The sequence below is a fragment of the Pseudomonas sp. FP2294 genome, from assembly GCF_030687625.1.
Taxonomy (GTDB): Bacteria; Pseudomonadota; Gammaproteobacteria; order Pseudomonadales; family Pseudomonadaceae; genus Aquipseudomonas; species Aquipseudomonas shahriarae.
Genome location: NZ_CP117441.1, coordinates 383,264 through 403,413, shown reverse-complemented (window position 1 = coordinate 403,413; position 20,150 = coordinate 383,264). Strand labels below are relative to the sequence as shown.

Genomic DNA, 20,150 nt, shown 5'->3' with positions numbered 1-20,150 from the left:
AAGCCCGCCCTCGCACCGGATAATGTCCAGTTTTTCCACCTGCGCATCGCGCGCCGCCGCATGCGGTCGAAAGAGAACACCATGAAAGACACAATTCGCCAGTTGATCCAACAAGCCCTCACCCAACTCGTCAACGAAGGTGTGTTGCCTGAAGGCCTGACGCCGGCGATCCAGGTGGAAAACTCTCGAGACAAGACCCACGGCGACTTCGCCAGCAACATCGCGATGATGCTGGCCAAGCCCGCGGGCATGAAACCGCGCGACCTCGCGGAAAAAATCATTGCCGCGCTGCCATCTGATCCGCAGGTCAGCAAGGCCGAAATCGCCGGCCCCGGTTTTATCAATATTTTCCAGAACACCCAGGCCCTGGCTTCGCGCCTGGACGCAGCCCTGGCCGACGCCAAGATCGGCGTGCGCAAGGCCGGCCCGCTGCAGCGCGTGGCCATCGACCTGTCGGCCCCCAACCTGGCCAAAGAGATGCACGTCGGCCACCTGCGCTCGACCATCATTGGCGACGGCGTGGCACGGGTCCTGGAGTTTCTCGGCGACACCGTGATCCGCCAGAACCACGTGGGCGACTGGGGTACCCAGTTCGGCATGCTGATGGCGTACCTGCAAGAAAACCCCATCACCAGCAACGAGCTGTCGGACCTGGAAAACTTCTACCGCGCCGCCAAAAAGCGCTTTGACGAATCCGAAGAGTTCGCCAACCGCGCCCGTGGCCTGGTGGTCAAGCTGCAGGCCGGCGACCCGGAGTGCCTGGAGCTGTGGGCACGTTTCCGCGATATTTCCCTGTCCCACTGCCAGAAAATCTACGAACTGCTGAACGTCAAACTGACCATGGCCGACGTGATGGGCGAAAGTGCCTACAACGACGACCTGATCAACGTGGTCAACGACCTCAAGGCCAAGGGTCTGCTGGTTGAGAGCAACGGCGCCCAGTGCGTGTTCCTCGAAGAATTCAAGACCGCCGACGGCGAGCCGCTGCCAGTGATCATCGTCAAGGCCGACGGCGGCTATCTGTACGCCACCACCGACCTGGCGGCCGTGCGCTACCGCAGCGGCGTGCTGAAAGCCGATCGCGCGCTGTACTTCGTCGACCAGCGCCAGGCCCTGCACTTCCAGCAAGTGTTCGAGGTGGCGCGCCGCGCCGGTTTCGTCACCCACCCGATGCACATGGAGCACATGGGCTTCGGCACCATGAACGGCGCCGATGGCCGCCCGTTCAAGACCCGCGACGGCGGCACCGTGAAGCTGATCGACCTGCTGAACGAAGCCCAGGAGCGTGCCTACAACCTGGTGAAGGAAAAGAACCCGGAACTGGCCGAAGCCGACCTGCGCAATATCGCCAAGGTAGTGGGTATTGGCGCGGTGAAATACGCCGACCTGTCCAAGCACCGCACCAGCGACTACAGCTTCAACTTCGAGCTGATGCTCAACTTTGAAGGCAACACCGCGCCGTACCTGCTGTATGCCTACACCCGTGTGGCGGGCGTGTTCCGCAAGCTGGGCAAGGATTTCAGCGAAGTCGAAGGGCAGATCGTGCTGGACGCGCCCCACGAGCAGGAACTGGCGGCCAAACTGGCGCAGTTCGGCGAAGTGCTCAACAGCGTGGGCGAGAAAGGTACGCCACACATTCTGTGCACCTACCTGTATGAAGTCGCCGGGTTGTTCTCCAGCTTCTACGAGAACTGCCCGATCCTGAGCGCCGACGACGAAACGCAAAAGCAAAGCCGCCTGCGCCTCGCCGCACTGGCTGGACGGACCCTCAAGCAAGGCCTGGAACTGTTGGGCCTGGAAACTCTGGAGCGTATGTAAGTTGGCAGCCAAGAAAAAACCTGCACCCAAGCGCGGCGCCAGCCGCTACCAGGCACCGGCAAAACAACCGATCCCGGGCTGGATGTGGCTGGCCATCGGCCTGTCGGTCGGTGCGTTTATCGTGTTCCTGATGAAGCTGGAGCCGGGCCAGGGCGAAGACGTGAAGCGGGTCAAGCAGGAGCAGCAGAAGGCCAGCAAGATCGCCGAAGCGAACAAGACACCGCCGAGCCCGACCGCGCCGGTGAAGCCGAAGTACGACTTCTACACGTTGCTGCCGGAATCGGAAGTGATCGTTCCGCAAGACGCCGTGCCGGAGAAAACCCTGCCGACCCCGCAAGTACCGACCACCCCGGTGACCCCGGCAGAAGCGGCGAAGATCGACACCGCACGGGCCCAGGCCGCACTGGCCGGGATTACCCCGCCACCGGCACCACCGGTCGCCACCACCAAGGCGGCGCCGGTGACCAAGTTCTTCCTGCAAGCGGGCTCGTTCCCCAAGCAGGCGGATGCGGACCGGGTGCGGGCGCAGATTATCCTGCTGGGGCAGACGGTAACGGTGGAATCCGGAACGGTGAAGGAAGCGACCTGGTATCGCGTGCTGGTGGGGCCGTTCAGCAACCGTGAACAGCTGACCGTGGCGCAGAAACAACTGGCGGGCGCGGGCTTTAGCAACCTGTTGTTACAACAACGCCAGAGCCGCTGAGCCACAGCCAACACGGATCAACTGTGGGAGCTGGCTTGCCGGCGATGACGGTGCATCAGTCAATATTTTCAGTGACGAGTGCACCGCTATCGCAGGCAAGCCAGTTCCCACATTGGTTTTATAGGGCTCTCGAGCCTGTGCCAGTGCGCTAGACACCACTCGTCCGCGCACCCTTCCTACGGTTGAAATCTCCCCCGCCACCCCCATATGAGTTCCATCAGGGCATTTTCGCCCCGCAGCGTGGAGACTCTCCCCTTGACCACCATCGTTTCAGTTCGTCGCCACGGCAAAGTCGTCATGGGCGGCGACGGCCAGGTTTCCCTTGGCAATACCGTGATGAAAGGCAACGCGAAAAAAGTGCGTCGCCTGTACCACGGCCAGGTCCTTGCCGGTTTTGCAGGGGCCACCGCTGACGCCTTTACCCTGTTCGAGCGTTTTGAAGGCCAACTGGAAAAACACCAGGGCCATCTGGTGCGTGCCGCCGTCGAACTGGCCAAGGAGTGGCGCACCGACCGCTCCCTCAGCCGCCTCGAAGCCATGCTCGCCGTCGCCAACAAAGACGCGTCCCTGATCATCACCGGCAACGGTGACGTGGTTGAGCCCGAAAACGGCCTGATCGCCATGGGTTCCGGCGGGGGCTATGCCCAGGCCGCAGCCAGTGCCCTGCTGAAAAAAACCGACCTGTCGGCCCGGGAAATCGTCGAGACCGCCTTGGGTATCGCCGGCGATATCTGCGTGTTCACCAACCACAACCTGACCATTGAGGAGCAGGACCTCGCGGAATAAGCCCGTCGGCTTTTTCCTGCTTGAGGACCACACACCACTATGTCCATGACTCCCCGCGAAATCGTCCATGAACTCAATCGCCATATCATCGGCCAGGACGATGCCAAGCGCGCCGTTGCCATCGCCCTGCGTAACCGCTGGCGCCGGATGCAACTGCCCGAAGAATTGCGCGTTGAAGTAACCCCCAAGAACATCCTGATGATCGGCCCGACCGGTGTCGGCAAGACCGAAATCGCCCGGCGCCTGGCCAAGCTGGCCAACGCACCGTTCATCAAGGTCGAAGCCACCAAGTTCACCGAAGTCGGCTACGTGGGCCGTGACGTCGAGTCGATCATCCGTGATCTGGCCGACGCCGCCCTGAAACTGTTGCGCGAACAGGAAATGACCAAGGTCAGCCATCGCGCCGAAGACGCTGCCGAAGAGCGCATCCTCGACGCCCTGCTGCCACCGGCACGCGCGGGCTTCAATGAAGACGCCGCTCCTGCCTCCGATTCCAACACGCGCCAGCTGTTCCGCAAGCGCCTGCGTGAAGGCCAGTTGGACGACAAGGAAATCGAGATCGAAGTCGCCGAAAGCGCTGGCGTCGATATCTCGGCGCCGCCTGGCATGGAAGAAATGACCAGCCAGTTGCAGAACCTGTTCGCCAACATGGGCAAGGGCAAGAAGAAAAGCCGCAAGCTCAAGGTCAAGGACGCGCTCAAGCTGGTGCGTGACGAAGAAGCCGGGCGCCTGGTCAACGAGGAAGAACTCAAGGCCAAGGCCCTGGAAGCCGTCGAGCAGCACGGCATCGTGTTTATCGACGAGATCGACAAGGTGGCCAAGCGCGGCAATTCCGGCGGCGTTGATGTCTCCCGCGAAGGCGTACAGCGCGACCTGCTGCCGCTGATCGAAGGCTGCACGGTGAATACCAAGCTGGGCATGGTCAAGACTGACCATATCCTGTTTATCGCATCCGGCGCGTTCCACCTGAGCAAGCCAAGCGACCTGGTGCCGGAGCTGCAAGGCCGCCTGCCGATTCGCGTGGAACTCAAGGCGCTGACCCCGGGCGACTTCGAACGCATCCTCAGCGAGCCACACGCTTCGCTGACCGAGCAATACCGCGAGCTGCTGAAAACCGAAGGCCTGGGGATCGAGTTCCTGCCAGACGGTATCAAGCGTTTGGCGGAAATTGCCTGGCAGGTCAACGAGAAGACCGAGAATATCGGTGCCCGTCGCCTGCACACCCTGCTTGAGCGCCTGCTGGAGGAAGTATCCTTCAGCGCCGGCGACATGGCGGGCGCGCAGAATGGCGTGGCGATCAGGATCGACGCCGACTACGTCAACAGCCACCTGGGCGAGTTGGCGCAGAACGAAGACCTGTCTCGTTATATCCTGTAAGGCTTACGCAGGAACCGCTCTGCTTTAATGTGGGAGCGGGCTTGCTCGCGAATGCGGTGGGTCAGTCACAGTTGCATAAACTGACCCACCGCATTCGCGAGCAAGCCCGCTCCCACATTTTAAAGCCGGTTCCTTCAGGATCATCCACGAGCGGTTCCCCCAATGTCTAAAATGCCCACCGCCATCAATCTGCACAAAGCCTCCAAGACCCTCTCGCTGACCTACGGCCCCGACGAGGTCTATCACCTGAGCGCCGAACTGCTGCGGGTGCACTCACCTTCCGCCGAGGTCCAGGGCCACGGCAAACCGATCCTGCAATTCGGCAAGCTGAATGTCGGCCTGACCAAGATCGAACCTGCCGGGCAGTACGCACTGAAATTGACCTTCGACGACGGTCATGACAGCGGACTGTTCACCTGGGACTACCTCTACCAACTCGCCGTACGTCAGGACGCGCTGTGGGCCGATTATCTTGCCGAGCTCAAGGCAGCCGGAAAAACCCGCGACCCGAGCCAGTCCGTCGTCAAGCTGATGCTCTAAATCAAGCCTCTTGCTCATTAGTGGGCATTTTCTAATTTCATCTGCTTGAATGCCCTGTGGTGTGACCAAAGATTGGTCCGCTTGCGCATTAAATAAAACTCGGGTAACCAATGGAGTTGGCAAGTTCCCTGCATTTTACGATGCGGTATCAACGGTCACCCGAGCAGCAGTACCAGGCTTGTGTTGTGCCTCGATAATTGGGTGCACAGCGGTACCCGGTACTCGTCTTTCGGACAATGGAGCGTCGTGGATGAGTAACAAGAATAACGATGACTTGAAACGCCAGGCCTCGGAAAACACCCTGGGGCTGAACCCGATCATCGCATTACGGAAAAAGGATTTACTGGCTTCTGCGCGCATGGTGCTGACCCAGGCCATCAAGCAACCCCTGCACAGCGTCAAGCACGTCGCCCACTTTGGCGTCGAATTGAAAAACGTGGTGTTCGGCAAGTCCGAGCTTGCCCCTGAAAGCGATGACCGTCGTTTCAACGACCCGGCCTGGAGCCAGAACCCGCTCTATAAGCGCTACCTGCAAACCTACCTGGCGTGGCGCAAGGAACTACACGACTGGATCGGCGACAGCAACCTGTCGGAGCAGGACATCAGCCGTGGGCACTTCGTCATCAATCTCATGACCGAAGCCATGGCCCCCACCAACAGCGCCGCCAACCCGGCAGCGGTCAAACGCTTCTTTGAAACCGGCGGCAAGAGCCTGCTCGATGGCCTCTCGCACCTGGCCAAGGACCTGGTGCATAACGGCGGCATGCCGAGCCAGGTGAATATGGGCGCCTTTGAAGTGGGCAAGAGCCTGGGCACCAGCGAAGGCGCGGTAGTGTTTCGCAATGACGTGCTGGAGCTGATCCAGTACAAGCCGATCACCGAGCAGGTGTACGAGCGCCCACTGCTGGTGGTGCCGCCGCAGATCAACAAGTTTTATGTGTTCGACCTGAGCCCGGACAAGAGCCTGGCGCGTTTCTGCCTGCGCAATAACCAGCAGACCTTTATCGTCAGTTGGCGCAACCCCACCAAGGCCCAGCGCGAATGGGGCCTGTCGACCTATATCGAAGCGCTGAAAGAGGCGGTCGACGTGGTCACGGCGATTACCGGCAGCAAAGACATCAACATGCTCGGCGCCTGCTCGGGCGGCATCACCTGCACCGCGCTGCTGGGCCACTATGCGGCGCTGGGCGAGAAGAAGGTCAACGCCCTGACCTTGCTGGTCAGTGTGCTGGACACCACCCTCGACACCCAGGTAGCCCTGTTCGTCGATGAGCAGACCCTGGAGGCGGCCAAGCGCCACTCCTACCAGGCCGGCGTGCTGGAAGGCCGGGACATGGCCAAGGTGTTCGCCTGGATGCGCCCCAATGACCTGATCTGGAACTACTGGGTCAACAACTACCTGTTGGGCAATGAGCCACCGGTGTTCGACATCCTGTTCTGGAACAACGACACCACGCGCTTGCCGGCGGCCTTCCACGGCGACCTGATCGAACTGTTCAAGAACAACCCGCTGATACGGGCCAATGCCCTGGAAGTGTGCGGCACCCCGATTGACCTCAAGCAGGTGACGGCCGACATCTACTCGCTGGCGGGCACCAACGACCACATCACGCCGTGGCAGTCCTGCTACAAGTCGGCGCAACTGTTTGGCGGCAAGGTCGAGTTCGTGCTGTCCAGCAGCGGGCATATCCAGAGCATCCTCAACCCCCCCGGCAACCCCAAGGCGCGTTACCAGACCAGCGAGAGCATGGGCGAGAAGGCATTGGACTGGCAGGAAAACGCCACCAAGCATACCGACTCGTGGTGGCTGCACTGGCAGGGCTGGCTAGGGGAGCGTTCGGGCAAATTGAAGAAGTCGCCTGCGAACCTAGGCAATAAAGCCTACGCGGCGGCGGAGGCTGCACCAGGGACATACGTTCACGAGCGCTAAGGCCACACTTTTGTGTGATTGCAATGAGATCAAATGTGGGAGCTGGCTTGCCTGCGATAACGGTGGGTCAGCCAACACATGTACTGACTGACCCGCCGCTATCGCAGGCAAGCCAGCTCCCACATTGACCGCAGTAACACTTCACAGGGCTTGAGCATGCCGCAACCGTTCATCTTCCGTACCATCGACCTGGATGGCCAGACCATCCGCACGGCGGTACGACCGGGCAAGTCTCACTTGACGCCACTGCTGATTTTCAACGGCATCGGCGCCAACCTTGAGCTGGTGTTTCCGTTCGTCCAGGCCCTGGACCCGGACCTGGAAGTGATTGCCTTTGATGTACCCGGAGTGGGCGGGTCATCGACACCCAGTCGCCCCTATCGCTTTCCCGGCCTGGCCAAACTCACCGCGCGCATGCTCGACTACCTGGACTACGGCCAGGTCAATGCCGTCGGGGTTTCCTGGGGCGGCGCCCTGGCACAGCAATTTGCCTACGACTACCCGGAGCGCTGCAAGAAGCTGATCCTGGCCGCCACCGCCGCCGGTGCCTTTATGGTGCCCGGCAAACCGAAGGTGTTATGGCTGATGGCCAGCCCGCGGCGCTATATCCAACCGTCCCATGTGGTGCGCATCGCGCCGATGATTTACGGCGGCTCGTTCCGCCGGGATTCAAAACTGGCCGCCGAACACGCAAGCAAAGTGCGCTCGGCCGGCAAGCTGGGCTACTACTGGCAGCTGTTTGCGGGCCTGGGCTGGACCAGCATTCACTGGCTGCACAAGATCAAGCAGCCGACCCTGGTGCTGGCCGGCGACGACGACCCGCTGATCCCCTTGGTCAATATGCGCATGCTGGCCTGGCGCATCCCCAATGCGCAGTTACACATCATCGACGACGGCCATCTGTTCCTGATTACCCGGGCCGAAGCGGTGGCACCGATCATCATGAAGTTTCTCCAGGAGGAGCGCTTGCGCGCGGTGATCCATCCGCAGCCGGCGCCCCATAGCCACACCTGAGCGGTATCGGGTCAGGACGACCCCTACGCGCAACTTGGCCAGAACCGACTATGGTTCTGAATTGGCGTGCTTGTTGGCGAATTGACGAAGGAGTGTTGACCCATGCGTGACAGACCCGTAAACGTCCCGGCGCCTACACCCGCCGCGTTCATCAATGCACAAAGTGCAATCACCGGCTTGCGTGGCCGGGATCTGCTATCGACCCTGCGCACTGTCGCCGCCCACGGGTTGCGCAACCCGTTGCACAGCGCCCGGCATGCGTTGGCATTGGGTGGGCAACTGGGCCGGGTGCTGCTGGGTGAGACCGTGCATGAACCCAACCCCCACGACAGTCGCTTCGCCGACCCTACCTGGGCCCTCAACCCCCTGTACCGGCGCAGCCTGCAAGCGTATTTGAGCTGGCAGAAACAAACCCGGCACTGGATCGACGACAGCAGCCTGAGCGACGACGACCGCGCACGGGCGCACTTTGCCTTCTCGTTGCTCAACGATGCAGTGTCACCGTCCAACACCCTGCTCAACCCGCTGGCGATCAAAGAGCTGCTCAATTCCGGCGGCCACAGCGTGGTGCGCGGCGTAAGCAACCTGTTCGATGACCTGCTGCACAACAATGGCCTGCCACGCCAGGTCACCAAGCAGGCGTTCGAGGTGGGCAAGACGGTAGCGACCACGCCCGGTTCGGTGGTGTTTCGCAATGAGCTGCTGGAGCTGATCCAGTACAAGCCCATGAGCGAAAAACAGTACGCCAAGCCACTGCTGGTGGTGCCGCCGCAAATCAACAAGTACTACATTTTCGATTTAAGCCCGGCCAACAGCTTCGTGCAGTACGCCCTGAAAAACGGCCTGCAAGTGTTTATGGTCAGTTGGCGCAACCCGGACGTGCGCCATCGCGAGTGGGGCCTGTCGACCTATGTGGCGGCGCTGGAGGAAGCATTGAATATCTGCCGGGCGATCAGCGGCGCCCGCGAAGTGAACCTGATGGGTGCCTGCGCCGGCGGCCTGACCATCGCCGCCCTGCAGGGGCACCTGCAGGCCAAGCGCCAACAACGGCGGGTCGCCAGTGCCACTTACCTGGTAAGCCTGCTGGACAGCCAGATCGACAGCCCCGCCACGCTGTTTGCCGACGAACAGACCCTGGAAGCGGCCAAGCGCCGTTCCTACCAGGAAGGGGTGCTGGATGGCCGGGACATGGCCAAGGTCTTTGCCTGGATGCGCCCCAATGACCTGATCTGGAACTACTGGATCAACAATTACCTGCTGGGCAAGGAGCCGCCGGCGTTCGACATCCTGTACTGGAACAACGACAACACCCGCTTGCCGGCGGCCTTGCATGGCGATCTGCTGGATTTCTTCAAGCACAACCCCTTGAGCCATCCCGGTGGCCTGGAAGTCTGCGGCACGCCCATCGACTTGCAGAAGGTTACCGTCGACAGCTTCAGCGTGGCCGGGATCAACGATCACATCACCCCGTGGGACGCGGTCTACCGTTCGACCTTGCTACTGGGCGGCGACAAACGTTTTGTGCTTTCCAACAGCGGGCATATCCAGAGCATCCTCAACCCGCCGGGCAACCCCAAGGCGAACTTCGTCGAGAACCTCAAGCTGAGCAGCGATCCACGCGCCTGGTACTACGACGCCAGCCACATCGAGGGCAGTTGGTGGCCGCAGTGGCTTGAGTGGATCCAGCAACGCTCCGGGGTGCAGCGCGAAACCCTGACGGCCCTGGGCAACCAGAACTACCCACCGATGGAAGCAGCACCGGGCACCTATGTGCGGGTGCGCTGAGCTCAACGATCAGATTAAGAAGACTGGATGAAAACCCGCGACCGGATCCTTGAATGTGCCCTGCAGTTGTTCAACCACAAGGGCGAGCCAAATGTTTCAACCATGGAGGTGGCCAATGAAATGGGGATCAGCCCCGGCAACCTCTACTACCACTTCCATGGCAAGGAGCCCCTGGTACTGGGGCTGTTCGAGCGCTTTCAGGGGGAGTTGGCACCGCTGCTCGACCCGCCGCCGGATGTGCAGTTGGCGCCCGAGGATTACTGGCTGTTCCTGCACCTGATCGTTGAGCGCATGGCGCACTATCGGTTCCTGTTCCAGGACCTGTCGAACCTGGCCGGACGCTTGCCCAAATTGGCCAAGGGGATTCGTAACCTGCTGACCGCGCTCAAGCGCACACTGGCCTCACTGCTGGCACGGCTCAAGGCACAAGGGCAGTTGGTCAGCGAGACCCAGGCACTGGGGCAGTTGGTGGAGCAGATCACCATGACCCTGCTGTTCTCCCTGGACTACCAGCGGATCCTGGACCGCGAGGCCGAGGTGCGGGTGGCGGTGTATCAAGTGATGATGCTGGTGGCACCGCACCTGTTGATGCCGGCACGGTTGGCCACCGAGCGTTTTGCACTACGCTACCTGGACGACACACAGCCCTTGTAGGCCGGCGACTTACAAGTCTGCAACCAACATTGACGGAGTTACCTCGTCATCTATTGCTGTTGCAACTTTCCGCTATTGCTTTCCCCACTTGGCAATTATTACGGGTGCCCATGTATTACGCCGGCAACCTCCTTGAAGTAACGATCACCGAAAACCCCGATCGACGAGTAGCGCATAACGATATAGGTAACTTTGAATATGATCGCAAGCACACTCTTGAGCACTGCGATCACCGGCGCTTTCTTTTCCTTCTCAAGAGCCCCCAGGCCCCACGCTACCTGATGCGGACAGCCAGGGCAGCGAACCACGGGCGGAATTTCAAATTCGTGCAAATACCTAACCAGACCGATAGGTGGCATCATCAAGATCTGTAACATGAGAGGTAATACGAAAGATTGACCGCATGTAACATGCCCGGATTTTATAATGACGATTAAAGAGTAACGACGTAGCATCATTATAAAAAACGTATTACATATCTCTCAGCGAAAGGGATTCTTGTGGATATCAGATTTCTCGAAAGTTTGATTGCCGTCATCGAGACCGGCTCAATCGCCGCAGCGGCGCGCAGGGAAAACCTTACCGCCCCGGCGATCAGCCAGCGTATCCAGGCGCTTGAACGCTCTCTTTCCTGCGAATTGCTCAACCGAGCGGCCCATTCTGTCGGTCCTTCCGAGCAGTGCCTTGTACTCTTGCCGAGCATTCGCGCCCTGATTCAGGGCTGTGCACAACTACACGACGAACTGGATGCGGGCGGGCTGTCCGGCGACCTGCGGCTGGGAGCCGTGTCCACGGCATTGACCGGTATCCTGCCGCAGGTCATGGAACAACTGCTGGTCGCGGCACCACGCTTGCGCCTGCGGATCACTCCGGGCGATTCGCGCAACCTTTATGAACAGGTCGTCGCCGGCGAGTTGGACGCTGGCATCATGGTGCGACCGCCCTTTGCATTGCCTAAAACCCTGACCCTGGAAGTGTTGCGGCGCGAGTCATTGATGATTCTTACAAAAGCGCCTGTCGAACCCGGTGAAATTGCCTCGACCATTCTCTCCCACCCGCTGATCAGCTATGACACCAATGCCTGGGGCGGCCAGATCGCCCAGCAGTACCTTCAAGACCACCAATTACAGCCAGATGTGCTGTGCAATCTGGATGCCTTGGAGGCGATATCCCTGATGGTCGCCAAGGGCATGGGCGTATCCCTGGTGCCGGCATGGGCCGGGTTGAAGACCGACGATGTGTACGCAACACCAACAAGCCACACGAACGCCTACCAGCGGGAGATTGTTCTGCTCTACCGATCAACCCCGAGGCGGCCCCAGGCATTGAAGGTACTCAACAACCTGCTGATGCAAACCTGCCGCGAATCCGAGGCCCCAGGCGAGCCCGACCGTTAGACGTGTATCACTGTCGGTGTTCCACCCGCCAAAAAAAACGCCCGGCCTTTAAGGCCGGGCGTTTTTACACGTCCCCCGAAAATCAGGACTGACTGGATGGCGTCGGGGTTGCCGGCGTTACAGTCGGGGTCGCCGCGGCCGGCGTCGGCGCAGTGGCCGAGTTGGTCGCAGGTGCCGGGGTTGCAGGCTTGGCCGCGACAGCTGGCTTGGGCGCTGCAGGCTTCTTGGCTACGGCGGGTTTCTTCGCCGAGGGCTTTGCAGCAGGTTTCGCGGCCGGTTTCGCGGCAGCCGGTTTGGCAGCGGGTTTGGCTGCAACTGGCTTGGTCGCCGGCTTGGCGGCAGCGGTTTTGGCCACTGGCTTGGCGGCAGGTTTGGCTGCCGGCTTGGCCGCTGGTTTTGCCGCAGCTTTGGCCGCTACCGGCTTCTTGGCTGCTGGTTTGGCTGCTGCCGTTTTCGCCGCGGGCTTGGCTGCTGCCTTGGCCGCAGGTTTAGCTGCTGGCTTGGCTGCAGGTTTGGCTGCGGCCTTGGCCAATGGCTTGGCCACGGTTTTCGCTGCTGGTTTGGCCGCAGCCGTTTTCGCGGCCGGCTTGGCAGCAGGCTTGGCCGCCGCTTTGACTGGAGCGACTTTAGCGCCGGTCAGCTTTTCGATTTGCTTGGTCAGGGTATCGACCTTGCTGTGCAGCGCCTTGACTTCATTGCGGCTAGGCACACCCAGGCGCGAAATAGCACTGTTCAGGCGCTTGTCGAGTGCGCCTTCGAGTTCGCCCCAAGTACCCAGTACCTGTTTTTTTGCATCACTGATACGGGACTTGGCAGAGCTCGCGCTCGCCTTGGCCGCATCGACTTGCTTGCCCACTGTGCTCTTGGTCAACTTCTCGGCCTTCTCGCCGTCTTTAACCAAAGTCTCGAAGAGTTTGCTACCGTCACTGTCGATCTTCGAGTACACGCCTAAACCAGCCAGCCAGATCTTGCGGGAGTATTCTTCAACTTTCCCGACCCAAGAGCTGCCTTCTTTCTGAGTAGTCTTTTTAACAGCCATCCGATGTCTCCTTAGTGTTTACGCGCGACACGTTCGAGCAATGCCGTTAGCTCATCGAGCTTAGCAGAGAGTGTCTCCACGTCATGTTTAGACGCAATGCCGATTCGATTCAAGGCACTTGCAACACGCTCGTCAAAAGCCTTCTCGACTTTATCCAGTTGCACTTCGACGCGACCTTTGACGCTGGAGACATTGCTCTTAACGTAATCAATCTGACTGTTGGCGGCATCAAGTTGTTCATTCACAACTTTTTTGCCTTTACTTTCAACATGTTGACCCGTCTTAACGAGTTCCTTGAAGTACTCGCTGCCTTCGCTGCCGACCTTCGCGTAAGCCCCCAAACCCGCCAACCAGATCTTGCGAGCATAGATTTTAACGTCGCTCAGGGCGCTGATTTGGGTGTCGATTTTTTTCTTCAAAATAACTTTGGCCATGGTGCACCTCACGCATAAAAGGGTGGAGGAACTGCCCACAGGAGTTGAGGGCTGAGTACAAAGTAGGGAGAAAAATTAGAATCGGCACCCTAAGAACGGCGCAATCGACCGGCACCCAATGCGGCGCGCGGTCGCAGATCAGGCCAGGGCCTTATCCAGGGCCTTCTCGATTTCGGACTTGATAGTGCCACTCATGGCCGACATCAACAGACCCAGTTCCACGTCGATCCGTAACGAATCCTCGGCCACTTTCAGTGTGCCTTTGACGCCGGAACGCTTGAGGTTCAACGTGTCGCCAGACCAAGACGGCTCCAGGCCATATTGCTCCTTGAGTTTATGCGCCAACTTCTCGGCTTTCGCCCTGGCAGCTTCCTTACCCAGTGCGTGGGCACGTTCAATCTGAATGCGGGCCATTTGAATGACTCCTCGTTATAAAGACGTATTGAGCACCCTACTCACCCGCCATGCGGCAAAAGGTCTCGGTGGCCACCCATCTTACCTTCAGCCTTGCCAAGACAAAGCATGCCTTGGGGATTAGAATGCCCCCATTCTCTTTTGGTGACAGCGATATGACTGATCAGCGCAAAGGCAGCGATGCCGAACCCACCACTCACTTCGGCTTCAAGAACGTCCCGGAAAGCCAGAAAGCGGAAAAAGTCGCTGAGGTGTTCCACTCCGTGGCCGCCAAGTACGACCTGATGAACGACGTGCTGTCGGGTGGCATGCACCGCCTGTGGAAGCGCTTCACCATCGAATTGTCGGGCGTGCGCACCGGCAACCGGGTGCTGGATATCGCTGGCGGCACCGGCGACCTGGCAGCCAAGTTCTCCAAGCTGGTTGGCCCCACCGGCCAGGTGGTATTGGCCGACATCAACGGCTCGATGCTCAAGGTCGGCCGCGACCGCCTGCTGGACAAGGGCGTGGCGGGCAATATCGAGTTCGTCCAGGCCGACGCAGAAAAGCTGCCGTTCCCCGACAACCATTTCGACTGCGTGACCATTGCCTTCGGTCTGCGCAACGTGACCCACAAGGAAGACGCCCTGCGCTCGATGCTGCGGGTGCTCAAGCCGGGCGGGCGCCTGCTGGTGCTGGAGTTCTCCAAGCCGACCAACGCGCTGATGTCCAAGGTCTACGACACTTACTCATTCGCCTTTATGCCGCTGATGGGCAAGCTGATCACCAATGACGCCGAGAGCTATCGCTACCTGGCCGAGTCGATCCGCATGCACCCCAACCAGGAAACCCTGAAGTCGATGATGGTCGAGGCCGGTTTCGACCGCGTGACCTATCACAACATGACCTCGGGCATCGTTGCCCTGCATCGCGGCATCAAGCCCTGATGTTGTTCACCGGCCTTCTCGCCAGCGTCGAACACGGCCTCAACCGTGTCCTGCGCCTGGACAGCACCGCCCTGGCGCGGCTGGCGCACTTGCACGGCAAGATCATTGCCGTCGATTGCAGCAGCCCGGCCTTGCAGCTGTTTATCCTGCCCAGCGATGAAGGCCTGATGCTCGCCGCGCACTGGGCCGCCGATGCCGACTGCACCCTGCGTGCGCCAGCGGCGAGCCTGCTGCGCCTGGCTTTGAGCCGCGACAAGACTGCAATCCTGCACGGCCCCGATGTGACCCTTGAAGGCGACAGCGCGGTGCTGATGGACCTCGCCGCGGTGCTGCAAGACCTCGATCTGGACTGGGAATACGAGCTGTCGCGCTGGCTCGGCCCGGTGGCCACCCAGTTGATCGGCGGGCACCTGCGCAGCCGTTCGCGCTGGTACCAGCAGGGTTTCGCCAGCCTCAATCAGAACCTCGCCGAATACCTGAGCGAAGAATCGCGCACCCTCGTCGGACAACGGGAAGCGGAAGCGCGCTTTCGTGAACTCGACCAGGCCAAACTCGACCTGGAACGGCTTGAGGCGCGCTTCGAGCGCCTGAGCCGCTCCCTTGATCCAAGCGATAACGCATGAAGCTGCTCGCCGTCCGCCGTTTGTTCCGAATCCAACGCGTCGTCATTCGCTATCGCCTCGATGACCTGCTGTTTGCCCTGCCGCTGCCGTGGTTCCTGCTGGCGGTGCGCTATGTACTGCCGTGGCGCTGGTTCCCGCGCAAGACCCTGGACCTGAGCCGTGGCGCGCGCCTGCGCCTGGCACTGCAGGACCTGGGGCCGATCTTCATCAAGTTCGGGCAGATCCTGTCGACCCGCCGCGACCTGTTGCCCGAAGACATCGCCGACGAGCTGATGCTGTTGCAGGACCGCGTGCCACCGTTCGACTCCCAGCAGTCGATGAAGCTGATCGAAGAACAGCTGGGCAAGAAAATCAGCGAAGTGTTCAGCCGTTTCGACGTCGAGCCCCTGGCCTCGGCCTCGGTCGCCCAGGTGCACGCCGCACAGCTGAAAACCGGCGAAGAAGTGGTGGTCAAGGTGATCCGCCCCGGCCTCAAGCCGATCATCGGCCAGGACCTGGCGTGGCTGTTCATTCTGGCCCGCGCCGCCGAGCGTTTCTCTGCCGATGCACGCCTGCTGCACCCGGTGGACGTGGTCGCCGACTACGAAAAAACCATCTACGACGAACTCGACCTGTTGCGCGAAGCGGCCAACGCCAGCCAGCTCAAGCGCAACTTCGAAGGCTCGACGATGCTGTATGTGCCGCAGGTCTATTGGGACTGGTGCCGGCCAAAGGTGCTGGTGATGGAGCGCATCTACGGCGTGCAAGTCACCGACCTGGCGACCCTGGCCGACCAGCGCACCGATATGAAGATGCTCGCCGAGCGTGGTGTGGAAATCTTCTTCACCCAGGTGTTCCGCGACAGCTTCTTCCACGCCGACATGCACCCCGGCAATATCTTCGTCAGCACGGTGAACCCGTGGAGCCCGCAGTACATCGCGATCGACTGCGGCATCGTCGGCAGCCTCACGCCCGAGGACCAGGACTACCTGGCGCGCAACCTGTTTGCCTTCTTCAAGCGTGATTACCGGCGCGTGGCGCAGTTGCACATCGACTCGGGCTGGGTGCCGGCCGAGACCAAGCTCAATGAATTCGAAGCGGCGATCCGCACCGTGTGCGAGCCGATCTTCGAAAAACCGTTAAAAGATATTTCATTCGGCCAGGTGCTGATGCGTCTGTTCCAGACTGCGCGGCGCTTCAATATGGAAGTGCAGCCGCAGTTGGTGCTGCTGCAAAAGACCTTGCTCAATATTGAAGGCCTGGGCCGCCAGCTGTACCCGGACCTGGACCTGTGGAACACCGCGCAACCGTTCCTCGAACGCTGGATGCGCGAGCGGGTCAGCCCGAAAACCCTGCTGGGCAACCTGCAAAGCCAGGTCGAGCAACTGCCGCACCTGGCCAACATGACCCGCGACCTGCTGGAGCGCATGTCCCAGCCCCACGCCAAGGACCCGGCGCCGCCGTGGCACCAGCGCAAGGACGACTGGTTCCTGCGCCTGCTCGGCGCGGCGCACCTGGGCGGTGGCGCGGTGCTTGCCGCCGGTGGACCGTTGAACGAGCTGGGCCATTGGCCGGCCGGGATCATGGTCGCCGTGGGCCTTTATCTGGTCGTGCGTCGATAGGTCGACCGGTTATACACTGTTGCACATTGCCGGGGCGGGTCGCGCACGGCTGTCGGAGTCGAAGATGAAAGACTGGCTGGACGAGATCAAATGGGACAGTGACGGCCTGGTGCCAGCCATTGCCCAGGACCACAAGACCGGGCGCATCCTGATGATGGCCTGGATGAACCGCGAGGCCCTGAGCCTGACTGCCGCCGAGCAGCGTGCCATCTACTGGTCACGTTCCCGTGGCAAACTATGGCGCAAGGGCGAAGAGTCCGGGCATGTGCAAAAACTGCACGAAATGCGCCTGGACTGCGACGCTGACGTGATCGTGCTGATGGTCGAGCAGATCGGCGACATCGCCTGTCATACCGGCCGCCACAGCTGCTTCTACCGGGTGTTCGAGAACGGCGCGTGGAAAACCGTCGAGCCCGTACTCAAAGACCCGCACGCCATTTACTCGGCAGGACATTGAACATGAGCGATACCCTGAACCGTGTGGCCCAGGTGCTGGAGGACCGCAAAGGTGCGGACGCCGACAGCTCCTATGTCGCCAGCCTGTACCACAAGGGCCTGAACAAGATTCTGGAAAAACTCGGCGAGGAATCCGTCGAGACCATCATCGCCGCCAAGGATGCCGAGATCAGCGGCGATTGCAGCGATGTCATCTATGAGACTGCCGACTTGTGGTTCCATAGCCTGGTCATGCTCGCCCAACTGGGGCAGCATCCACAGGCCGTGCTGGATGAACTGGACCGTCGCTTCGGCTTGTCCGGGCACGCCGAAAAGGCCTCGCGCCCGTCCGCCTGAATAACTTTCTGACTGAGGAATTGCAGCATGGGCATTTTTGACTGGAAACACTGGATCGTTATTCTCGTGGTAGTCGTCCTGGTGTTCGGTACCAAGAAACTGAAGAACCTGGGCACCGACGTCGGCGAGTCCATCAAGGGCTTTCGCAAGGCCATGAACGACGACGAAAAACCGGCCGATACCGGCGCCAACCCGGTCCCGCCGGCGCAGCCTGTACACCCCCAGGCAGCCCAGCCGATCACCGAGCGCCGTACCTTCGACGTGCAGGCCGAGAAAGTCGAAGAGCCGTCCCGCAAAGACTCGTGAGCACTGACTAATGTTTGGTATCAGCTTCTCTGAACTGCTGCTCGTCGGCCTTGTTGCCCTGTTGGTGCTGGGGCCTGAACGCCTGCCCGGCGCCGCACGCACGGCCGGCCTGTGGGTCGGGCGCCTGAAACGCAGTTTCAACGCCATCAAACAGGAAGTTGAACGGGAAATCGGCGCCGATGAGATTCGTCGGCAGCTGCACAACGAACATATTCTGTCCCTGGAGCAGGAGGCGCGCAAAATTCTCACGCCCCAGCAACAGGCGCCGACACCGGTTGAACCGGTGGCCGAGCAGAGCATTGCGCCGGTGGCCGAGACAGCCCCGATCGCCACGCCCGCTCCTCCAGCAGAGCCCGCGCCGACGCCCGCCGCGTCGCCCGCTCCCCACGACCCTACATTGCCGCCGCGAGCCCCATGAGCGCTGATAAACCGGAAAACGACCAGCATATGCCGCTGGTCTCGCACCTCACCGAGTTGCGCACCCGCTTGCTGCGGTGTGTGGCGGCGATCTTTGTGATCTTTGCCGGGCTGTTTGCCTTTACCCAGCAGATCTACACCTTCGTCTCGACACCGCTGCGCGATTACCTGCCGGTGGGCGCGACGATGATCGCCACCGACGTGTCCTCGCCGTTCCTCACGCCGCTCAAGCTGACGATGATGGTGTCGCTGTTCCTGGCGATCCCGGTGATCCTGCACCAGATCTGGGGGTTTATCGCGCCCGGCCTGTACAAGCATGAAAAGCGTATTGCCGTGCCACTGCTGGTGTCGAGCATCATGCTGTTCTACACCGGCATGGCGTTCGCCTACTTCCTGGTGTTCCCGCTGATCTTCAAATTCTTCGCCGCCGCCACCCCGGCCGGCGTGGAAATGATGACCGACATCAGCAGCTACCTCGACTTCGTGATGACGCTGTTCTTCGCCTTTGGCGTGGCCTTCGAGATCCCGGTAGCGGTGGTGTTGCTGGTGTGGATCGGCGTGGTCGACGTCAAATACCTGCGCAAGATCCGCCCGTACGTGATCATCGGCTGCTTCGTGGTCGGCATGATCCTGACCCCACCGGATATCTTCTCGCAGACCTTGCTGGCCGTGCCGATGTGGATGCTGTTTGAAGTGGGCATCCTGTTTGGCAGCCTGGTGAGCAAGCGTGGCGAACACCCGGATGACCAACCTGCCGATGACGACCAGCCGCCAGCGACCCAACCGTGAACCTGTTGCTGCTGGAAGAGGCCGACTTTATCGCGGCCGACCGGGTGATCCTGCGGGATCGGCGCCTGGTGCATATGCAGGAGGTGCATCGTGCGGCGGTTGGCGACAGCCTGCGCGTCGGACGCATTGGCGGGCTGATGGGCAATGCCGAGCTACTGCGCCTGGAGGCGGGTGAAGCCGAGCTGCAAATCAGCCTCGACCAGCCGCCACCGGCCAAGTTGCCACTGACCCTGCTGCTGGCCCTGCCCCGCCCGAAAATGCTGCGTCGGGTCTTGCAGACCGTGGCGTCCATGGGGGTGCCACGGGTGGTCCTGGTCAACAGTTATCGGGTCGAGAAAAGCTTCTGGCAAACCCCATTCCTGGAGCCAGAAGCCGTACGCGAACAACTGATCCTCGGCCTGGAACAGGCGCGGGATACCGTGTTGCCCGAGATCATCATCGAAAAGCGCTTCAAACCCTTCGTCGAAGACCGTCTGCCGGCCCTGGCCCAGGGCACTCTCGGCCTGGTCGGGCATCCCGGCGACTACCCGTCCTGCCCACGCGGGCTGGATCAGCCGGTGACCCTGGCCATCGGCCCCGAAGGTGGCTGGATTCCCTACGAGGTGGACTTGCTGGCCAAGGCCGGCTTGCAGCCAGTGCAACTGGGCGCGCGGATCCTGCGTGTGGAAACTGCCGTTACCGCGCTGCTCGCTCGCCTCTTCTGATTCCGCCCCTCCAAAAACACCACAAAGCCAGCTCCCACAGGGCTTTGTGTCGCTACAGAATCGCGCTTGCATGCCGATATCCTCAGGATAAGTCCAAGCCT

The 20,150-nt window shown here is 60.8% G+C and carries 22 protein-coding genes; 19 read left to right on the top strand and 3 right to left on the bottom strand.

The features are described from left to right. The first annotated feature begins 81 nt into the window (after positions 1 to 81). From argS to PSH73_RS01700, 10 genes are all read left to right on the top strand, one after another. Positions 82 to 1,818, top strand: a complete 1,737-nt coding sequence (gene argS, locus PSH73_RS01750; protein WP_128593005.1) for an arginine--tRNA ligase — start codon at positions 82 to 84, stop codon at positions 1,816 to 1,818. A 1-nt stretch (position 1,819) separates the two neighbouring features. Continuing rightward, positions 1,820 to 2,521, top strand: a complete 702-nt coding sequence (locus PSH73_RS01745) for an SPOR domain-containing protein (protein ID WP_029296044.1) — start codon at positions 1,820 to 1,822, stop codon at positions 2,519 to 2,521. A gap of 255 nt (positions 2,522 to 2,776) precedes the next feature. Continuing rightward, the gene (gene hslV, locus PSH73_RS01740; protein WP_017738857.1) at positions 2,777 to 3,307 is read left to right on the top strand and encodes an ATP-dependent protease subunit HslV; all 531 of its coding nucleotides are present in this window, start codon (positions 2,777 to 2,779) and stop codon (positions 3,305 to 3,307) included. Positions 3,308 to 3,346: 39 nt separating this feature from the next. Further along, a complete protein-coding gene (hslU, locus tag PSH73_RS01735; RefSeq protein WP_057437226.1) occupies positions 3,347 to 4,684 on the top strand; it encodes an ATP-dependent protease ATPase subunit HslU in 1,338 nt (445 codons plus the stop codon). A 162-nt stretch (positions 4,685 to 4,846) separates the two neighbouring features. Then, positions 4,847 to 5,224 carry a gamma-butyrobetaine hydroxylase-like domain-containing protein gene (locus tag PSH73_RS01730; protein WP_057437225.1) on the top strand — a complete coding sequence of 126 codons (378 nt, stop codon included), beginning with the start codon at positions 4,847 to 4,849 and terminating at the stop codon, positions 5,222 to 5,224. Positions 5,225 to 5,474: 250 nt separating this feature from the next. After that, positions 5,475 to 7,154 carry a class II poly(R)-hydroxyalkanoic acid synthase gene (gene phaC, locus PSH73_RS01725; RefSeq protein WP_057958071.1) on the top strand — a complete coding sequence of 560 codons (1,680 nt, stop codon included), beginning with the start codon at positions 5,475 to 5,477 and terminating at the stop codon, positions 7,152 to 7,154. Between the two features lie 156 nt (positions 7,155 to 7,310). Then, positions 7,311 to 8,168 (top strand): poly(3-hydroxyalkanoate) depolymerase, encoded by an 858-nt coding sequence (gene phaZ, locus PSH73_RS01720; protein WP_057437223.1) that lies wholly within the window; start codon positions 7,311 to 7,313, stop codon positions 8,166 to 8,168. A 102-nt stretch (positions 8,169 to 8,270) separates the two neighbouring features. Beyond that, a complete protein-coding gene (gene phaC, locus PSH73_RS01715) occupies positions 8,271 to 9,953 on the top strand; it encodes a class II poly(R)-hydroxyalkanoic acid synthase (protein WP_057437221.1) in 1,683 nt (560 codons plus the stop codon). A 27-nt stretch (positions 9,954 to 9,980) separates the two neighbouring features. After that, complete coding sequence (locus PSH73_RS01710; protein WP_120731324.1) at positions 9,981 to 10,607, top strand: TetR/AcrR family transcriptional regulator; 627 nt, start codon at positions 9,981 to 9,983, stop codon at positions 10,605 to 10,607. Between the two features lie 500 nt (positions 10,608 to 11,107). After that, positions 11,108 to 12,004: a LysR family transcriptional regulator gene (locus PSH73_RS01700; protein WP_057958069.1), complete on the top strand. Its 897-nt coding sequence runs from the start codon at positions 11,108 to 11,110 to the stop codon at positions 12,002 to 12,004. An 82-nt stretch (positions 12,005 to 12,086) separates the two neighbouring features. Here the strand turns inward: PSH73_RS01700 and PSH73_RS01695 are convergent, their stop codons facing one another. The 3 genes from PSH73_RS01695 to PSH73_RS01685 form a co-directional block, all read right to left on the bottom strand. Next, positions 12,087 to 13,043, bottom strand: coding sequence for a phasin family protein (locus PSH73_RS01695; protein WP_186625136.1), 957 nt, complete (start codon positions 13,041 to 13,043; stop codon positions 12,087 to 12,089). 11 nt (positions 13,044 to 13,054) lie between these two features. Beyond that, positions 13,055 to 13,477, bottom strand: a complete 423-nt coding sequence (locus tag PSH73_RS01690; RefSeq protein WP_057437211.1) for a phasin family protein — start codon at positions 13,475 to 13,477, stop codon at positions 13,055 to 13,057. Positions 13,478 to 13,615: 138 nt separating this feature from the next. Next, the gene (locus tag PSH73_RS01685; protein ID WP_038445377.1) at positions 13,616 to 13,891 is read right to left on the bottom strand and encodes a polyhydroxyalkanoic acid system family protein; all 276 of its coding nucleotides are present in this window, start codon (positions 13,889 to 13,891) and stop codon (positions 13,616 to 13,618) included. Positions 13,892 to 14,046: 155 nt separating this feature from the next. Here PSH73_RS01685 and ubiE point away from each other — a divergent pair, with 155 nt between their 5' ends. The 9 genes from ubiE (at position 14,047) to PSH73_RS01640 (ending at position 20,049) form a co-directional block, all read left to right on the top strand. Then, entirely contained in the window at positions 14,047 to 14,817 is a 771-nt protein-coding gene (gene ubiE, locus PSH73_RS01680) for a bifunctional demethylmenaquinone methyltransferase/2-methoxy-6-polyprenyl-1,4-benzoquinol methylase UbiE (protein ID WP_003209306.1), read from the top strand. Next, on the top strand, positions 14,817 to 15,440 hold the full coding sequence (locus PSH73_RS01675; protein WP_128593008.1) for an SCP2 domain-containing protein: 624 nt from the start codon (positions 14,817 to 14,819) through the stop codon (positions 15,438 to 15,440). Before ubiE ends, PSH73_RS01675 begins: the two co-directional genes overlap by 1 nt. After that, positions 15,437 to 17,041 (top strand): ubiquinone biosynthesis regulatory protein kinase UbiB, encoded by a 1,605-nt coding sequence (gene ubiB, locus PSH73_RS01670; RefSeq protein ID WP_057958067.1) that lies wholly within the window; start codon positions 15,437 to 15,439, stop codon positions 17,039 to 17,041. Before PSH73_RS01675 ends, ubiB begins: the two co-directional genes overlap by 4 nt. Before the next feature lie 64 nt (positions 17,042 to 17,105). Continuing rightward, positions 17,106 to 17,498 (top strand): phosphoribosyl-AMP cyclohydrolase, encoded by a 393-nt coding sequence (gene hisI, locus PSH73_RS01665; protein ID WP_029296001.1) that lies wholly within the window; start codon positions 17,106 to 17,108, stop codon positions 17,496 to 17,498. 2 nt (positions 17,499 to 17,500) lie between these two features. Next, positions 17,501 to 17,833: a phosphoribosyl-ATP diphosphatase gene (locus PSH73_RS01660; protein WP_024072933.1), complete on the top strand. Its 333-nt coding sequence runs from the start codon at positions 17,501 to 17,503 to the stop codon at positions 17,831 to 17,833. 27 nt (positions 17,834 to 17,860) lie between these two features. Further along, positions 17,861 to 18,139 (top strand): twin-arginine translocase TatA/TatE family subunit, encoded by a 279-nt coding sequence (locus PSH73_RS01655; RefSeq protein ID WP_038445371.1) that lies wholly within the window; start codon positions 17,861 to 17,863, stop codon positions 18,137 to 18,139. A 10-nt stretch (positions 18,140 to 18,149) separates the two neighbouring features. Continuing rightward, the gene (gene tatB, locus PSH73_RS01650; protein WP_057958066.1) at positions 18,150 to 18,557 is read left to right on the top strand and encodes a Sec-independent protein translocase protein TatB; all 408 of its coding nucleotides are present in this window, start codon (positions 18,150 to 18,152) and stop codon (positions 18,555 to 18,557) included. Then, positions 18,554 to 19,345, top strand: a complete 792-nt coding sequence (gene tatC / locus PSH73_RS01645; RefSeq protein ID WP_057958065.1) for a twin-arginine translocase subunit TatC — start codon at positions 18,554 to 18,556, stop codon at positions 19,343 to 19,345. The genes tatB and tatC overlap by 4 nt, the downstream gene beginning before the upstream one ends. Beyond that, a complete protein-coding gene (locus PSH73_RS01640) occupies positions 19,342 to 20,049 on the top strand; it encodes a 16S rRNA (uracil(1498)-N(3))-methyltransferase (protein WP_120731318.1) in 708 nt (235 codons plus the stop codon). Before tatC ends, PSH73_RS01640 begins: the two co-directional genes overlap by 4 nt. Positions 20,050 to 20,150 lie beyond the last annotated feature (101 nt).

What these genes read in the sequence shown, in the direction of transcription:
- PSH73_RS01660 (WP_024072933.1), top strand. Translation starts at nt 17,501, where the DNA reads ATGAGCGATACCCTGAACCGTGTGGCCCAGGTGCTGGAGGACCGCAAA.
- phaZ (WP_057437223.1), top strand. Translation starts at nt 7,311, where the DNA reads ATGCCGCAACCGTTCATCTTCCGTACCATCGACCTGGATGGCCAGACC.
- tatB (WP_057958066.1), top strand. Translation starts at nt 18,150, where the DNA reads ATGTTTGGTATCAGCTTCTCTGAACTGCTGCTCGTCGGCCTTGTTGCC.
- PSH73_RS01685 (WP_038445377.1), bottom strand. Translation starts at nt 13,891, where the DNA reads ATGGCCCGCATTCAGATTGAACGTGCCCACGCACTGGGTAAGGAAGCT.
- PSH73_RS01710 (WP_120731324.1), top strand. Translation starts at nt 9,981, where the DNA reads ATGAAAACCCGCGACCGGATCCTTGAATGTGCCCTGCAGTTGTTCAAC.
- phaC (WP_057437221.1), top strand. Translation starts at nt 8,271, where the DNA reads ATGCGTGACAGACCCGTAAACGTCCCGGCGCCTACACCCGCCGCGTTC.
- PSH73_RS01730 (WP_057437225.1), top strand. Translation starts at nt 4,847, where the DNA reads ATGTCTAAAATGCCCACCGCCATCAATCTGCACAAAGCCTCCAAGACC.
- hisI (WP_029296001.1), top strand. Translation starts at nt 17,106, where the DNA reads ATGAAAGACTGGCTGGACGAGATCAAATGGGACAGTGACGGCCTGGTG.
- ubiB (WP_057958067.1), top strand. Translation starts at nt 15,437, where the DNA reads ATGAAGCTGCTCGCCGTCCGCCGTTTGTTCCGAATCCAACGCGTCGTC.
- phaC (WP_057958071.1), top strand. Translation starts at nt 5,475, where the DNA reads ATGAGTAACAAGAATAACGATGACTTGAAACGCCAGGCCTCGGAAAAC.
- PSH73_RS01695 (WP_186625136.1), bottom strand. Translation starts at nt 13,043, where the DNA reads ATGGCTGTTAAAAAGACTACTCAGAAAGAAGGCAGCTCTTGGGTCGGG.
- PSH73_RS01655 (WP_038445371.1), top strand. Translation starts at nt 17,861, where the DNA reads ATGGGCATTTTTGACTGGAAACACTGGATCGTTATTCTCGTGGTAGTC.
- ubiE (WP_003209306.1), top strand. Translation starts at nt 14,047, where the DNA reads ATGACTGATCAGCGCAAAGGCAGCGATGCCGAACCCACCACTCACTTC.
- hslU (WP_057437226.1), top strand. Translation starts at nt 3,347, where the DNA reads ATGTCCATGACTCCCCGCGAAATCGTCCATGAACTCAATCGCCATATC.
- tatC (WP_057958065.1), top strand. Translation starts at nt 18,554, where the DNA reads ATGAGCGCTGATAAACCGGAAAACGACCAGCATATGCCGCTGGTCTCG.
- argS (WP_128593005.1), top strand. Translation starts at nt 82, where the DNA reads ATGAAAGACACAATTCGCCAGTTGATCCAACAAGCCCTCACCCAACTC.
- PSH73_RS01675 (WP_128593008.1), top strand. Translation starts at nt 14,817, where the DNA reads ATGTTGTTCACCGGCCTTCTCGCCAGCGTCGAACACGGCCTCAACCGT.
- PSH73_RS01690 (WP_057437211.1), bottom strand. Translation starts at nt 13,477, where the DNA reads ATGGCCAAAGTTATTTTGAAGAAAAAAATCGACACCCAAATCAGCGCC.